This is a genomic window from Anaeromyxobacter oryzae (assembly GCF_023169945.1).
GTDB lineage: Bacteria > Myxococcota > Myxococcia > Myxococcales > Anaeromyxobacteraceae > Anaeromyxobacter > Anaeromyxobacter oryzae.
In genome coordinates this window covers 1,792,579-1,807,075 of record NZ_AP025591.1, presented here as the reverse complement: position 1 = coordinate 1,807,075, position 14,497 = coordinate 1,792,579, and the positions used below count along the sequence as shown (strand labels likewise).

Sequence of the window (14,497 nt, the reverse complement as noted above, 5' to 3'; positions counted from 1 at the left end):
TCTCTTGTTACGAGCGGCGCCCGGTGAGGCAAGCGGCGGAACGGGTGCCGAGGTATGAAGATCGCGCGCGACAGGAGGTCGCATGCCCGTCCCATCGCAGCTCTACCGCCCGTCGCTCGCCCTCCTCACCGACTTCTACGAGCTGACGATGGCGTACGCCGCGTGGAAGAGCGGGATCGCCGGCAGGGAGGCGTGCTTCACGCTGTCGTTCCGGCAGAACCCGTTTCACGGTGGGTTCAGCATAGCGGCGGGCCTCGAGCACGCGATGGATCTCGTGCAGCACCTCCGCCTCGACGAGGAGGACCTCGCCTTCCTCGCCGAGCAGCGGGGCGCGGACGGCGCGGTGCTGTTCGACCGCGGCTTCCTCGAGGCGCTCCGCGGGCTCGAGGTCGACGTCGACGTCGACGCGGTCCCCGAGGGCACCGTGGTATTCCCGCAGGAGCCGCTCGTGCGGGTGAGCGGGCCGGTGATCCCCTGCATGCTCCTCGAGACGGCGCTCCTCACCGTCGTGAACTTCCAGACGCTCGTGGCGACGAAGGCGGCGCGCGTCTGCCTGGCGGCGCACGGCGACCCGGTGCTCGAGTTCGGGCTCCGGCGCGCGCAGGGGATCGACGGCGGGCTCGCCGCGAGCCGCGCGGCCTACCTCGGCGGCTGCGCCGCGACCTCGAACACGCTCGCCGGCCGGCTCTACGGCATCCCGGTGCGCGGCACGCACGCGCACTCCTGGGTGATGCTCCACGACGGAGAGGCGGAGGCGTTCGAGGCGTACGCGCGGGCGCTCCCGGCGAACTGCGTCTTCCTCGTGGACACCTACGACACGCTCGAGGGCGTCCGCCGGGCGATCGACGCGGGGCGCCGGCTCCGCGAGACCGGGCACCGCCTCCTCGGGATCCGCCTCGACTCGGGCGACCTCGCCTGGCTGTCCATCGAGGCCCGGCGGATGCTCGACGCCGCCGGCTTCCAGGACGCGGTGATCTACGCGTCCAACGAGCTCGACGAGACGATCATCCAGAGCCTCAAGGATCAGGGCGCCCGCGTCGCGGCCTGGGGCGTCGGGACCCGCCTCGTCACGGGGCAGGGCGACGGCGCGCTCGGCGGCGTGTACAAGCTCGGCGCCGTGCGGGCGTCGCGGGCTGCGCCGTGGCAGCACCGGGTGAAGGTGTCGGAGCAGGCGGCGAAGACGACGATCCCCGGGCTGCTCCAGGTCCGCCGCTTCGCCGCGGCACGCGGGTTCCTCGCGGACGTGATCCACGACGAGCTCCTCGGGCTGCCCGCGTCCGCGATGATCGTCGATCCCCTCGACCCGACGCGCCGCCGCGAGATCCCGGCGGACACCCCGGGCGAGGACCTGCTCGTGCCGGTGTTCCGGCGCGGCAGGCGCGTCTACGACCCGCCGCCGCTCGACGCGATCCGTGCCCGGACGGCGGCCCAGCTCGCCGGGTTCCACGCCGGCGTGAAGCGCTTCGTGAACCCGCACCAGTTCCCGGTGGGGCTCGAGCGCCGCCTGTACGACCTCCGCACGCAGCTCGTCCTCGAGGCGCGCGGGGCCCCGCGCTAGCGCGGCGGGTCGACGGAGTCGAGCGCGAACCCCGCCCGTGCGCCGGCCGCGGCGGGACGGGCGACGCCCCACGCGATCACCGCGGCGCAGCCCGCCGCCGCGAGGAGCGCGAGCCCGCCGGCGGACGCGAGGGCGGGCGCGATGGGTCGCGCGAGGACGCGCATCCCGAACCGCTCGCCGACGGCCTTCACCGCGTACGACACCGAGAAGACCACCGCCCCGAGCGCGTACGCCGGCGCGAGGACGCGGGGCGCCCAGGCCGGCCCCCGGTACGACGCGGCGAGGACCTTCAAGGCGGCCCCGAGCGCGGCCGCGCCCAGCCAGACGAGGGCGTCGAAGTGGGCGTGGAACGCCTGGAAGCTCTTCACCGCCTCCGGCGTGTCGAGGAGGTGATGCGCGGGGCTCGCGCGGATCGTGCCGAACCCGACGACCGCGGCGAAGCCGGCGAGGGAGGTGGCGAGGAGCAGGCGGGCGGAGCGTTCCATGGGGTCCCTTCGAGGCTCGACGTTCGATCAGCGCGGCGCCGCGGGAGCGAGCCGCTTCACCATCCGGTGCGCGTCCCACCGCTCGCCGCTCCGGCGCGGGTAGGCGCGCCGCACGAGCCCCCGGTCCTCGAACCCGTGCTTCCGGTAGAGCGCGAGGGCCGCGGTGTTGTGCGGGAACACGTGCAGCACGACCTCGGCGGCGCCGGCGGCGCGCGCCCAGTCGAGCGCGCCGAGGAGCAGCGCCTCGCCGACGCCGCGGCGGCGGGCGCCGGCCGCGACGAGCATGCCGAGCTCCGGCCGGGCGCGGCCCACGAGGGCGACGAGGCCCGCCGGGGGCGCCCCGGGCGCCTCCTCCGCGAGGAGCAGCGTGCCGTCGCCGCCGGCGAGCAGCGCCTCCCAGCTCCGCCGTACCTCGGCGCGGTCGATGGGCGCCTCGGTGGCGAGCCAGCGCCCCTCCGCGCACACCGCCTCGAAGAGGTCGAGGCTCGCCTCGAGATCGACGGCGGCGACGGTCCGGACGCGCAACGCCCGGAACGCTAGCACGACGGCGGCGGGTGACGCTCGGCCGGCCGCGGTGGGGCGAGGTGGGAGCTACGCCGCGGCGCGGTCCGCGCGGAGGCGGCGATCCAGCGCTGCTGCGGCGGCGCCGTCGATCGCGACCCAGCGGTCGAGCACGACCGCGCCCGCCCGGGCGCCCAGCAGCCTCATGCGCCCGAGCTCGGTGGTGCTCCCCGCGTTCAGGACGCGCAGCGGGCGCGGGCCGTCGCGATCGAGCACGAGCTGCGACGGCGCGTGCCGGTGCCCGTGCAGCACGAGGTCGCAGCGCCCGCGGAGCCGCTCGAGCAGCGCCGCCCCTAAGGGCAGCTCGCCGGCGGACGGCCACCCGAGCAGGGTCGCGAGCCGCTCCGCGAGGAGATCCTCCGGGAGCGGGTGCAGGTGGTGGTGGAGGAGCAGCACGCGGAGCGCGCCCGCCGGCGCGCGGTCGAGCGCCGCGACGGCCTCGGCGAGGTCGTCCTCCGTGAGGAGGCCGTGAGAGTCCACGAGCGAGCGGTTGTGCGGCCCGGTCGAGTCGAGGCGGACGGCGTGCAGGCCGGGCCGGCTCGCGACGTCGACGCGCGCGCCGGACATGAGCCGGCCGGCGACGTCGTCGCCCAGCCGGTCGTGGTTGCCCGGGACGACGATCAGCCGGCCGGCGTCGAGCAGGGGCCGGAAGATCTCCTCGAAGCGCGCGAGCTCGTCGAGGCGTCCCCGGTGCGTCACGTCGCCGGTGACCAGGGCCGTGGCGACCCTGCCCTCGTGGAGCGCGGCCGCGAGCCGCCGGGCGGCGTCGTCGGTCCGCCGATCGCGGCCGAGGTGCAGGTCCGACACGTGCGCGAGGAGCATCCGGATCCTCCGATCCACCACCGTCGTGTCCGCCGCGAGGAGCCACACGCGGCGCGTCCCTCGAAGGAAAGGCCCGCGCCGCCGCGGAGCAACTGCTCGTGCGGGCTCCCGTCGTCCCGGCGCGCGCCGGCATGTCACCCCGCGAACGTGACGGGCGCGGGGACGCCCCGCGAACGTTCCGTGACGCGTCGGCGCAGGGCGCCCGTCGCGGATCCGTCGGGGCGATTCGACCGCCACGCTCGCGGCGCACCTGCTCCTCGAGGGGCTCGCGCTCGTCGCGGTCGCGGGGCGGCGCTGAGGGCGCCGTCACGGGCCTGGTAGGCGCGGGTGGGACACGCGCCGGACGCGGTGCGCGCGCGCGGATTCGAGTAGGCTTGGAAGACATGAGCACCCCGAACCCCTGGACCGTCGTGCCCGCCGCCGACTACGAGCGGCACATGGGGCCGGACGGCGTGAACCAGCTCGCGCCGCTCGCGCAGATCTTCCAGGAGGTCTACCTCGCGACGCAGCCGGACCGCGTGCTCCTCCTCGGCTGCGCCACGGGCAACGGGCTCGAGCACGTCGATCCCTCGGTGACCCACCGGATCGTCGGCGTCGACGTCAATCTGCAATACCTCGGGATCGCGCGGCAGCGCTTCTTCCACCTCGGGCCGAAGCTCGAGCTCTTCTGCAGCGAGGCGTCGGCGTGGCGCGGCGCGCCCGGGAGCTTCGATCTCGTCCACGCGGCGCTCGTCTTCGAGTACCTCTACCCGGAGGTGCTCGTCCGGAAGATCGCCGAGTGGCTCGCGGACGGTGGCACCTGCTCCGTCGTGCTGCAGCTCCCCGGCGGCGCGGGGCCCGAGGCGCCCTCGAAGGCGATGCGGATCATCGAGAAGGCGATGAAGCTCGTGCCGCCGGACGAGCTCGTCCGGCTGTTCGAGACCTACCGGATCCCGCTCCGGCGGCAGAGGACGGTCCCGCTCCCGTTCGGCAAGAGCTTCTGGGTGGGGATCTTCGGCCGCGAGGTCCCGGCGAAATAGCCCGCGGCTCGGTTACGTAAGGCTCCTCGAGGAGGTCACACGAGGATGCTCTGCCCGTACTGCCGCACCGAGAACGCCGATGGCGCGACCCGCTGCGCCGCCTGCACCAGCTGGATGGTCGAGCGCCCGCCCGCGCGGGAGTGGACCCGCGCCCGGCAGGGGCGGCTCATCGGCGGAGTCTGCCGCGGGCTCGCGAACCGCTTCGGGCTCCCCATCGCGGCGGTGCGGCTCGCGTTCCTGCTCTCGATCGCGGTCGGCGGCTGGGGGCTGCTGGTCTACGTCGCGCTCTGGATCGCGATGCCGCTCGAGCCGCTGCTGCTCCCGCCCGCGGCGATCGAGCGGCCGCCGGAGACGCGGGCCTCGCCGCCGGTGACGCAGGCGTGAGGGGTACGGCCGCCATCCAGGGCACCAACACCCACCGTGACCGTGCCCGTACACGTGCCCGACCCCGTGCCCGTCACCCGATTCCCGTGGCCCGTGGACCCTGGACCGTGCCCGGCAGACGACGGCGCGCTCGCGTCGAGCCAGGCCACGGGTCGTCGGATCACGGATCGTAGGGCCACGGGCCACGGGAGGGCGGGCCACGGCCACGGAGAAGCCGGGCACGTGTACGGGCACGGGGCACGGGAACGAAGGCGTCCCCGTCAGAGCTGCGTGACCTCGACCCCCGGCCCATCCCCCTCGATCCGCCCAAGCAACCGGAGCAGCCCGTCGAGCACGGTCACCGGGTGCGGCGGGCAGCCGGGGATCCACAGATCCACCGGGACGTCCGGCAGCCCGCCCGCAATGCCGTCGTGGCAGGCCGGGCTCCCCCGGAACGGGCCGCCGGAGATCGCGCAGGCCCCGACCGCGATGACGAGCCGGGGAGCGGGCGTCGCCTCCCAGGTCGCGCGCAGCGCGGCGCGCATGTTCTCCGAGACGGGGCCGGTGACGACGATGCCGTCGGCGTGGCGCGGAGAGGCGACGAACTGGATGCCGAAGCGGCCGAGGTCGAACTGCACGTTGCCGGCGGCGTTGAGCTCCGCCTCGCAGCCGTTGCATCCGCCCGCGGACACCTGCCGGAGCTTGAGCGAGCGGCCGAAGAGCCGCCTCATGCGCCCGTCGAGCGCGCGCGCGAGCCGCGGCTCGTCCCCGCGCGCGACCAGCTCGGACCGCGAGCGCATCGCGAGGCGGTAGTCGCGCGTGAACCGGATCGCGCCGCCGGAGCAGGCCTCCTCGCACCGCCCGCAGTAGAGGCAGGCGCCGAGGTCGATCGCGAGGTCCTTCGTGCCGGCGCCGAGGACGGCCTCCGTCGGGCACGCCGCGGCGCACTCCGCGCACCCGGCCTCGCACCGGCCCGCGTCGAGCGCGGGGCGGCCGCGGAAGCGCGCCGGGAAGCGGGCCGGGCCGTTCGGGTACGCGATCGTCTGTCGGCCGAGGCGGAGCCGGGTGCGGAGGATCCCGATCACAGGTCGTGCCCACAGTAGGAGAGGTTGAAGCTCTTGTTGCAGAGCGGGAAGTCGCTGATCTGCTGGCCGCGGAGCGCGAGCTGGAGCCCCATCCAGTTGTGGAACGAGGGGTCCACGATCTGGTAGCGGGCGAAGCGGCCGTCCGGGCCGGTCCGCACCGCGTGGCAGATCTCGCCGCGCCAGCCCTCGACGAGCGACACGGCGAGGCGGTCCGGCCGCGGCGCGGGAACGTCCGTCCGCACGGGCCCGAGGGGCAGCGTCGAGAGCGCCGCCACGACGAAGGCCGCCGAGTGCTCCGCCTCCTTCCGGCGCACGCGCGCCCGGGCCGAGACGTCCCCGCCCTCGTGCGTGACGATCGGGATGGGCGTCGTCTCGTACGGCGCGAAGGGGTGCGTGGCGCGCACGTCGACGGCGAGCCCGCTCGCGCGGCCGGCGGGGCCGACGAGCCCGAGCTCCCGCGCGACCGCGGTGGTGACGACGCCGGTGCCGTCGGTCCGGTTGCGCACCGACGCGGCCCGGAAGAAGAGGCGGGCCGCGGCCGCGGCCTTCTCCCAGGCGTGCGCGACGCGGCCGGCGAGGCGGGCCGCCGCGCCGTCGGGCAGGTCGAACCGGACGCCGCCCGGGACGACGAGCCCGCGGCCGAAGCGGTTCCCGCAGATCTCGGCGACCGCGTTCAGGAACTCGGCGCGGAGCGCGCCGCAGTAGCTCGCCGTGGGGAGGAACCCGATGTCGGTCGCGAGCGCGCCGAGGTCGCCCACGTGGTTCGCGAGCCGCTCGAGCTCGAGGGCGACGGCGCGGAGCGCGACGGCCCGCGGCGGCGCCTCGATCCCGCAGAGCGCCTCGAGCGCCCGCGCGTGGGCGAGGGCGTGACCGACGGTCGTGTCGCCCGCGATGGACTCGACGAGCGCGACGGTGCGGCGGTCGGGGCCGCCCTCGAGGAGGCGCTCCACGCCGCGGTGCTGGTACCCGAGGACGATCTCGAGGTGGAAGACGTTCTCGCCGTGGCACTGGAACCGGAAGTGGCCGGGCTCGATGATGCCCGCGTGCACCGGGCCGACCGCGACCTCGTGCACCTCCTCGCCGGCCACCGCGAAGAACGGGTAGGCGCCCGGGATCGTCTCGGCCGGACCGGGGCGGCCCGCGGCGCCCTCGCCCGGGCGCGGCGGCTCGAAGCGCACCGGCTTCGGCCAGGGGTGGCCGACGGGCACGACGCCGTGCTGCTCCGCGAGCTCGCGCTCGAAGAGCTGGAGCGCCGGGCACTCCTCCGCGAGCGAGGGGACGGCGGGCGGCATCGACGTCGAGAGCAGCCCGACGACGTGCTCGCGGTCGTTCGCGAGCGCGGCGGTGACCGTGACGCCGTCCGCGGCCGGCTCGCCGAAGTAGGCGACCACGCGGCCGCCGGCGGTGAGCGCGTCCGCGACGATCCCCTGGAAGGCCGCGAGCGGCAGCCGCGGCACGTCGTCCGCCGGCACCGCCTCGGCGTTCCGGGCGACGAGGACGCGGCTCACGATCGGCCCCCCACCGCAGCGGCGGCGGCGTCGAAGAGGGCGAGGAGCCCGCGCGGCACGAACAGCCCGAGGGCGAGGACGACGAGCATGAGCGCGAGCGGCGGTCCCGCGGTGAGCGCCGCGTCGCGGAACTCGGGGCGGACCTCGACGTCGCCGGGGTCGCCCTGCACCACCCGGAGCACCGTCACGCCCATCGCCACGAAGATCACCGCGAGGAGCAGGAGGTACGCGGCGGAGACGAGGAAGCGGCCGTCCTGGAGCGCGCCGGAGAGGATCGCGAACTCGCTGAAGAACGGCGAGAAGGGCGGGGAGCCGGTGACGGCCAGGAACCCCGCGAGGAAGAGCGGACCCGAGAGGGGGAGGAGGCGCGCGGCGCCCCGGAGGTGGTCGACGTGCTTCGAGCCGAAGGCCCGCTGGATGTTGCCGGCGGTGAGGAACAGGACGCCCTTCGTGAGGCCGTTGTTCACCATGTGGAAGAACGCGCCGGAGCTGGCGGCGCCGCCGAGCCCCACGCCGAGCGCGAGGATGCCCATGTGCTCCACGCTCGAGTACGCGAGCAGCCGCTTCACGTCGCGCTGCCCGACGATGAAGATCGCGGCGACGGCCATCGACAGGAGCCCCACGCCGAGGAGGGCCCCGCGCGCGAAGGCGCCCTCGCCCGCGGCGTGGCACACCGTGAGGACGCGCACGAGCGCGAGGAAGGCGAGGTTCGTCACGCCGCCGGAGAGGAGCGCGCCGAGCACGCCCGGGGCCTCGCCGTACGCGTCCGGCTTCCAGGCGTGGAAGGGCGCGAGCCCCATCTTCGTGCCGTAGCCGGCGAGGAGGAACACGAACGCCCCGCGCACCCACGGCCGCGAGAGCGCGGGGGCGGCGGCGACGAGGTCGGCCACGAGCAGCGACCGGGGCCCGCCCGGCCCCGCCGACGCGACGGCGAGGAGGAAGGTGCCGAGGAGCGCGAGCGCGATGCCGATCGAGCAGACCATGAGGTACTTCCAGGTGGCCTCGAGCGAGCGGGCGTCGTGCTTGAAGTAGATGAGAGGCGCGGTGGAGAGGGTGGTGACCTCGATCACCACCCAGAGCAGCCCGAGGTGCTGGGCGAGGGACACCGCCGTCATCGCCGCGAGCAGGACGAGGAGGCTCGACACGAACACGCGGTCGTCGCGCTCCGGGTGCGCGGCGAGGTAGCCCTGCACGTAGACGGCGCAGACGAGGAACACCGCGCTCGCGGTCGTCAGCGCGAGGAGGCCGGCGGCGTCCACCGCGAGCCAGCCGCCGAGCGCGGGCGCCGGGCGAAGAACCCAGAGCGCGGCGACCCCCGCCGCGTGGACGATCGCGCCGGCGAGCAGCACGCGCGGTCTCCGCCGTCCCGCGGGGAGGGCGAAGGCGACGGCCGCGAGGGCGAGCGGCACGAGGACGAGGAGGAGCACGCGTCAGTCCCTCAGGCTCGACAGCTTCCGGGTGTCGAGCGACGAGAACTCCCGGTTGATGTGGAAGATCACGATCCCCATCACGAACACCGCGGCGAAGAGGTCGAGCAGCACGCCCGCCTCGACCATCACCGGCATGAAGTCCGAGAGCAGCACGCCGAAGACGAACACGCCGTTCTCGAGCACCAGGAACCCGAGCACCTGGGCGACCGCCTTGCGGCGGGTGACGACGAGGAGGAGCCCGGTCCACACGGTGGAGAGGGAGGTGGGGACGAGCAGCGGGTGCTTCTCCGGGATGGGCAGCGGCACCGCGCCGGAGAAGACGAAGGCAGCCACGATCCCGATGGCGCCGAGGACCATGGACGGCCCGAACCCGACGATGGGCTCCTGCTCCCGGCGGATCGCCGCCTCGCGCATCGCCCAGAGCATCAGCCCCGGGATGACGACGCCCTTCACCACGAGCGCGCCCGCCGCGAGCGCAACGACGTGGACCGTCTGGTGCGCGCCGGTGGCGAGCACCACGGGCAGGAGCGACAGCAGCGCGCCCTGGAAGGCGACGCTCCGGATCGCCCCGCGCAGGCGGCTCGAGGCGAGGACGACCAGGTCCAGCACCACCACGAGCACGAAGAGGAGGGCGGTCCAGGACGTCATCCGGTCACCGGAGCAGCAGGACGAGGGCGAGCAGCGACAGCACGGAGGAGGCGACGAGGAACTGGGGGACGCGGGTCAGCCGGAGGCGCGCCATGGTGGACTCGACGGCGCCGACCACGACCGCGAAGGCGAGCATCCCGGCGAGGAACGCGGCGAGCGACGCCTCCGGCGAAGCGAGCGGCAGCCCGAGCCCGAGACGCACGACGAGGGCACCGAGGAGGAAGAGCTTCAGCGAGGCGCCGTACTGGATGAGCGCGAGGTCCGGGCCGGAGTGATCGAGGACCATCACCTCGTGGATCATCGTGAGCTCGAGGTGCGTGGTCGGGTCGTCGAAGGGGATGCGCGCGTTCTCCGCGAGCGCGACGCCGAACAGCGCCACCGCGGCGAGGAGCAGCGTCGGGCCCTGGCCGTGCCACACGTCGGGGAGCGCGTCGCCGAGCATCCCCGTGAGCGACAGCGAGCCGGTCGCGCTCGCCAGGACCACGAGGCACAGGAACAGCGCGGGCTCGGCGTACGACGCGAAGGTGACCTCCCGCGCCGCGCCCATCCCCTCGAACGACGACCCGGTGTCGAGCGCCGCGAGGGCGGTCGCGAACCGGCCGAGGCCGAGCAGGTACGCGAAGAGGACGAAGTCGCCCGGGAACGCGAGCAGCGCCGGCGCGCCGCCGAAGGACAGGAGGAGCCCGGCGCAGAGGACCGCGGCGAGGCCGACCACCGGGCCGGCCCGGAAGACCCACGTCGTCGTGCGGCTGTAGACGGCGCCCTTCCCGAGGAGCCGGCGGAGGTCGTGGTACGGCTGCAGGAGCGGCGCCCCGGTGCGGCCCGCGAAGATCGCCTTCACCCGGGTCACGACGCCGAGCAGCAGCGGCGAGAGCAGGAGGAAGGCGGCGAAGGAGATCGCGGACCGGATCACGGCGCGCCTCCCGCGAGCGCGAGCCACCCGAGGAGCACGATCACCCCGGTGACGAGCAGCAGCGCCTGCACCTGCACCGACCCGAGCAGCGGGCTCCGCGCCCGCGCGGCCAGGCGGCCGATCCAGGACGTGGCGGGCGTGATCGCGACGTCGAGCACCGTGTCCGGTACCGACGAGGAGAAGGAGGCGCGCCGCGGGAACACGCCGCGCGGCGGCTCGACCCGCGCCCGCGGGAAGAAGACCCAGCCGAAGCGCAGGACGAGCATCTCGGCGAACGACGAGCCGGTGTACTGCATCCGGGCGGTGGGCCGGGCGTAGCCGCAGCCCCACGTCTCCGCCTCGGGCTGGGGCGCGCGGAGGCGGGCGCGCCGGAGGAGCGCGAGGAGGAGCACCGCCCCGACGAGCGCGGCGGCGACGGCGCTCACCCGCATCGCGGACGCGCCGGCCTCGGCCGCCGGCCCGGCGAGCGCGGCGGGCGCCACCCCCGACCACTGGGCGGCGGCCTTCGCGAGCGCGGGGAGGAGCGCGGCGGGCGCGACGCCGATGACGACGCAGACGCCGGCGAGGACCGCCATGGGGACGAGCATCGGCGCCGGCGCCTCGTGCGCGCCGCCGGCGTGAGGCGACCGCGCGTGGCCGAGGAACACCGCCCCGAACACCTTCGCGAAGCACGCCGCGGCCAGGCCGCCGACGAAGGCCAGCACCGGCGCGCCGAGGACCGCGAAGTGCGGCTGGGGGACGGGGCCGCCGTGGAGCGCGGTCCGGACCGACGCGACGTACACGAGCCACTCCGACGCGAACCCGTTCAGCGGCGGCAGCCCGCTGATCGCGGCGGCGCCCACGAGGAAGAGCGCCGCCGTCCGGGGCATCGCCCGCGCGAGGCCGCCGAGGTGGTCGATCTCGCGCGTGCCGGTGGCGTGGATGACGGCGCCCGCCCCGAGGAAGAGGAGCGCCTTGAAGGTGGCGTGGTTCACGACGTGGAGCACGGCGGCCGCGAACCCGAGGAACACGAGCGCGGGATCGCCGAGGGCACGCCCGAGGAGCGCGAGCCCGATGCCCATGGCGATGATCCCGATGTTCTCCACCGAGTGGTACGCGAGCAGCCGCTTCACGTCGTGCTGCGCCAGCGCGAAGGCGACGCCCAGCACCGCCGAGACGGCGCCGCCGAGGAGCACGAGCGTGCCCCACGCCACCGGCGGCCCGTCGAAGAAGCCGGTCACGCGCAGGATCCCGTAGATGCCGGTCTTGAGGAGGACGCCGGACATGAGCGCGGAGACGTGGCTCGGCGCCGCGGCGTGGGCGCCCGGCAGCCAGAAGTGGAGCGGGAGCAGGCCCGCCTTGAGGCCGAACCCGCCGAGCGCGAGGACGAACACCGCGGTGGCGAGGCCGCCGTGCGCCGCGAGCCCGCCCATCCCTGCGAAGTCCAGGGTCCCGGCGAGCTTCCCGAGCAGCGCGAACGCCGCGAACAGGGCGAGGTTCCCGGCGTGCGCCGAGGCGAGGTACACGAACGCCGCGCGCTGCGTCTCGGGCACCTCGTGATCCGTGAGGACGAGGAAGAACCCGCAGAGCGCCATCACCTCCCACGCGGCGAGGAAGAGGATCGCGTTCGCGGCGGCGACGACGAGGGCCATCGCGCCGGTGACGAGGCCGTAGAAGATCTGGAGCCGCACCGCCTTCCCGCCGAGGCGCGCCTGGGGGAAGTAGGCGAGGCCGTAGATGGACCCGAGCGCCGGGACGACGAGCACCGGCAGGAGGAACAGCGCGGAGAGGCCGTCGAGCCGCAGCGCGAACGTGCCGCCGGGCGCGGCCCACGGCAGGGCGAGGGCGGGCGGCGCCGGCGCGCGGAGCGCCAGCACCGCGCCGGTCACCCCGAGGACGGCCCCCGCGCACATCGCGGCACACGCCACGCGCTGTGCGCGCGCCGGGGTCCGCCGGAAGGGCAGCGCGAGCGCGCCGCTCGAGGCGGTGAGGAGGATGGCGGCGGTGACCAGGGCCAGGATCATGGGCGACCGCAGGACCGGGAGCAGGTGCGACGTGCTCCGAGCAGGGTACTCCAGCTCGCGCCGGAGGGGCACGTTCCCTCGGGGATCGGGTTGTGACCGGTGCCGAATCGGCACTACACTCCGTCCGTGCCGAGGACGCGATCACGGGAGGACGGGCGGCGGTGCCTCGTCCTGAAGCCGCAGCCGGGTGGGCCGCCGAGCGCCCGGTGGCTCGCCGCCGCGGGGCTCACGCCGGTCGTCGCGACGACCGAGGCCGACGCGCTCGAGGCCCTCGACCGGGAGCCGCTCGCCGCGATCTTCGTCGCCCACTCGATGGGCCCGGTCGCCGTCGCGAGCCTCGTCGCGCGCGCCGGGCACCAGCACCCGGACGTGCCGGTCGTCGTCCTCGGCGCGGCGGGCACGGTCCAGGAGGCCGTGGACGCCATGCAGCAGGGGGCGGCCGACTACCTCGCGCCGCCGTTCGATCCCGTCGTGCTCGTGTCGCGGCTGCGGAAGCTCGCGGAGCGCTCGGGCGCGCCCGACCCCGACGCGGCCGGCGGGGCGGCGTCCTACAGCGGCCTCGTCGGCTCCTCGCCGGCCATCCGGCGCGTGCTCACGACCCTCGAGAAGATCTCCCGCTACAAGACGAACGTCCTCGTCCTCGGCGAGAGCGGCACGGGGAAGGAGCTCATCGCCCGCGCCCTGCACGCCCGCGGGCCGCGCCGCGGGCAGCTCTTCGTCCCGCTGAACTGTGCGACGCTCGGGCGCGAGCTGCTCGAGAACGAGCTGTTCGGGCACGAGAAGGGCGCGTTCACCGGCGCCAACGAGCGCAAGAAGGGGCTGTTCGAGCTCGCCGACGGCGGGACGCTGTTCCTCGACGAGATCGCCGAGATGGATCCCGCGACGCAGGCGAAGCTGCTGCGCGTGCTCGAGCGGAACGAGTTCCGGCGCGTCGGCGGGACCGGGAAGGTGAAGGTGGACCTCTCCGTCCTCGCCGCGACGAACCGCAACATCGAGGAGGCGATCGCGTCCGGCAAGTTCCGCGAGGACCTCTACTACCGGCTCAAGGTGGTGACCCTCCTCGTCCCGCCGCTCCGCGAGCGCAAGGAGGACATCCCCGCGCTCATCGACGCCTTCATCGCCGACTTCAACCGGCGGAACGACGGCAAGATCCGCGGGATCTCGCCCGCCGCCCTGAAGCTCGTCATGGAGTACGACTGGCCGGGCAACGTCCGCGAGCTGAAGAACGCCGTGGAGAGCGCCGCGATCCTCGCCTCCGGCGAGACCATCAGCACGGACGGCTTCTCCGAGCTCGGCCGCCGGCGCGCGGCGCCGTCCGGCGCCGGCTCCGTCGCGCCACCGCGGCCGTGGCCGCCCGCCGCAGCGAGCGGCGTCGTCACGATCGAGGTGGGCGCGACGCTCGCGGACGCCGAGCGCGAGCTCATCGCCGCGACGCTGCACCGCTACCGGAATAGGCGCGAGGCCGCCCGCGTTCTCGGCCTCGGGCTGCGCACCCTCTACACCAAGCTCCGCCAGTACCGGCTCCGGCCGCCCGGCGGGGATCGTGCCGAATCGGCATAGGATCCTCGAAGGTGCCGAAACGGCAGTGACGGCGCGAGGCGCGCCGATCCGCCGGCGGCGCGTCTTTCCGCGCCGTTGGGCGCCTGCGGCGTCCTGGCCTGGTTCCTGCGTACGCGCCTGGGCCTCACCGATCCATGCACGCGCGCTCCAGACAGATCCGGGCCTTGCTCGTCGTCGCGCCGGAAGGCGGGGACGCCGACGATCTGTTCAGGGAGCTGCGGGGGCGGCCCGACCTCCAGGTCCTGAGCGCGGCCACGGCGGCGGCGGCCGCGGAGCGGCTGCGGGAAGCGGCCGTGTGCCTGCTCATCGCCTCGCCCGACGTCGCGACGTCCGCGGTGAGCGAGCTGCTCGCGTCGAAGGAGCGCGTCCGGCCGGAGCTGCCGGTGCTCGTCATCCGGAACCGGCAGGCCGAGGAGCCGGAGGGCTGGATCGGGCGCGGTGTCGGGGTGCTGCGGTGCCCGCTCGTCGCGGGTGCGCTGCGGCGGTCGGTGGACGTGGTGCTCGGGCTGGATCTTCACGGATAGGGACGTGGACGAGGAGCG

The 14,497-nt window shown here is 75.0% G+C and carries 14 protein-coding genes; 5 read left to right on the top strand and 9 right to left on the bottom strand.

Annotation, left to right across the window (positions count from 1 at the left end):
- Positions 1–82 precede the first annotated feature (82 nt).
- On the top strand, positions 83–1,558 hold the full coding sequence (locus AMOR_RS07940) for a nicotinate phosphoribosyltransferase (RefSeq protein WP_248360269.1): 1,476 nt from the start codon (positions 83–85) through the stop codon (positions 1,556–1,558).
- Here AMOR_RS07940 and AMOR_RS07935 read toward each other — a convergent pair.
- The 3 genes from AMOR_RS07935 to AMOR_RS07925 form a co-directional block, all read right to left on the bottom strand.
- Positions 1,555–2,043 carry a hypothetical protein gene (locus AMOR_RS07935; protein WP_248360268.1) on the bottom strand — a complete coding sequence of 163 codons (489 nt, stop codon included), beginning with the start codon at positions 2,041–2,043 and terminating at the stop codon, positions 1,555–1,557. The two genes, AMOR_RS07940 and AMOR_RS07935, sit on opposite strands and share 4 nt — an antisense overlap.
- A gap of 27 nt (positions 2,044–2,070) precedes the next feature.
- Positions 2,071–2,568 (bottom strand): GNAT family N-acetyltransferase, encoded by a 498-nt coding sequence (locus AMOR_RS07930; RefSeq protein ID WP_248360267.1) that lies wholly within the window; start codon positions 2,566–2,568, stop codon positions 2,071–2,073.
- A 66-nt stretch (positions 2,569–2,634) separates the two neighbouring features.
- Complete coding sequence (locus tag AMOR_RS07925) at positions 2,635–3,474, bottom strand: metallophosphoesterase family protein (protein WP_248360266.1); 840 nt, start codon at positions 3,472–3,474, stop codon at positions 2,635–2,637.
- 335 nt (positions 3,475–3,809) lie between these two features.
- On the opposite strand from AMOR_RS07925, the gene AMOR_RS07920 reads away from it, so the two are divergent.
- Together AMOR_RS07920 and AMOR_RS07915 are read left to right on the top strand one after the other, a co-directional pair.
- Complete coding sequence (locus AMOR_RS07920) at positions 3,810–4,445, top strand: class I SAM-dependent methyltransferase (protein WP_248360265.1); 636 nt, start codon at positions 3,810–3,812, stop codon at positions 4,443–4,445.
- Between the two features lie 45 nt (positions 4,446–4,490).
- Positions 4,491–4,829 carry a PspC domain-containing protein gene (locus AMOR_RS07915; RefSeq protein ID WP_248360264.1) on the top strand — a complete coding sequence of 113 codons (339 nt, stop codon included), beginning with the start codon at positions 4,491–4,493 and terminating at the stop codon, positions 4,827–4,829.
- Positions 4,830–5,089: 260 nt separating this feature from the next.
- Here the strand turns inward: AMOR_RS07915 and AMOR_RS07910 are convergent, their stop codons facing one another.
- From AMOR_RS07910 to AMOR_RS07885, 6 genes are read right to left on the bottom strand one after another with little or no spacing between them, the layout of a single operon-like run.
- A complete protein-coding gene (locus AMOR_RS07910) occupies positions 5,090–5,893 on the bottom strand; it encodes an NADH-quinone oxidoreductase subunit B family protein (RefSeq protein ID WP_248360263.1) in 804 nt (267 codons plus the stop codon).
- Entirely contained in the window at positions 5,890–7,401 is a 1,512-nt protein-coding gene (locus AMOR_RS07905; protein ID WP_248360262.1) for a hydrogenase large subunit, read from the bottom strand. The genes AMOR_RS07910 and AMOR_RS07905 overlap by 4 nt, the downstream gene beginning before the upstream one ends.
- Positions 7,398–8,828, bottom strand: coding sequence for a complex I subunit 5 family protein (locus AMOR_RS07900; RefSeq protein WP_248360261.1), 1,431 nt, complete (start codon positions 8,826–8,828; stop codon positions 7,398–7,400). Before AMOR_RS07900 ends, AMOR_RS07905 begins: the two co-directional genes overlap by 4 nt.
- 3 nt (positions 8,829–8,831) lie before the next feature.
- A complete protein-coding gene (locus AMOR_RS07895) occupies positions 8,832–9,479 on the bottom strand; it encodes an NADH-quinone oxidoreductase subunit K (RefSeq protein ID WP_248360260.1) in 648 nt (215 codons plus the stop codon).
- Positions 9,480–9,483: 4 nt separating this feature from the next.
- Complete coding sequence (locus AMOR_RS07890) at positions 9,484–10,392, bottom strand: respiratory chain complex I subunit 1 family protein (RefSeq protein WP_248360259.1); 909 nt, start codon at positions 10,390–10,392, stop codon at positions 9,484–9,486.
- Positions 10,389–12,467: a proton-conducting transporter transmembrane domain-containing protein gene (locus tag AMOR_RS07885; RefSeq protein ID WP_248360258.1), complete on the bottom strand. Its 2,079-nt coding sequence runs from the start codon at positions 12,465–12,467 to the stop codon at positions 10,389–10,391. The genes AMOR_RS07890 and AMOR_RS07885 overlap by 4 nt, the downstream gene beginning before the upstream one ends.
- A gap of 54 nt (positions 12,468–12,521) precedes the next feature.
- Between AMOR_RS07885 and AMOR_RS07880 the strand changes: the two genes are divergently transcribed.
- Positions 12,522–13,955, top strand: coding sequence for a sigma-54-dependent transcriptional regulator (locus AMOR_RS07880; protein ID WP_248360257.1), 1,434 nt, complete (start codon positions 12,522–12,524; stop codon positions 13,953–13,955).
- A 164-nt stretch (positions 13,956–14,119) separates the two neighbouring features.
- Complete coding sequence (locus AMOR_RS07875) at positions 14,120–14,479, top strand: hypothetical protein (protein WP_248360256.1); 360 nt, start codon at positions 14,120–14,122, stop codon at positions 14,477–14,479.
- The last annotated feature ends 18 nt before the right edge of the window (positions 14,480–14,497 follow it).

What these genes read in the sequence shown, in the direction of transcription:
- AMOR_RS07915 (WP_248360264.1), top strand. Translation starts at nt 4,491, where the DNA reads ATGCTCTGCCCGTACTGCCGCACCGAGAACGCCGATGGCGCGACCCGC.
- AMOR_RS07935 (WP_248360268.1), bottom strand. Translation starts at nt 2,043, where the DNA reads ATGGAACGCTCCGCCCGCCTGCTCCTCGCCACCTCCCTCGCCGGCTTC.
- AMOR_RS07895 (WP_248360260.1), bottom strand. Translation starts at nt 9,479, where the DNA reads ATGACGTCCTGGACCGCCCTCCTCTTCGTGCTCGTGGTGGTGCTGGAC.
- AMOR_RS07940 (WP_248360269.1), top strand. Translation starts at nt 83, where the DNA reads ATGCCCGTCCCATCGCAGCTCTACCGCCCGTCGCTCGCCCTCCTCACC.
- AMOR_RS07920 (WP_248360265.1), top strand. Translation starts at nt 3,810, where the DNA reads ATGAGCACCCCGAACCCCTGGACCGTCGTGCCCGCCGCCGACTACGAG.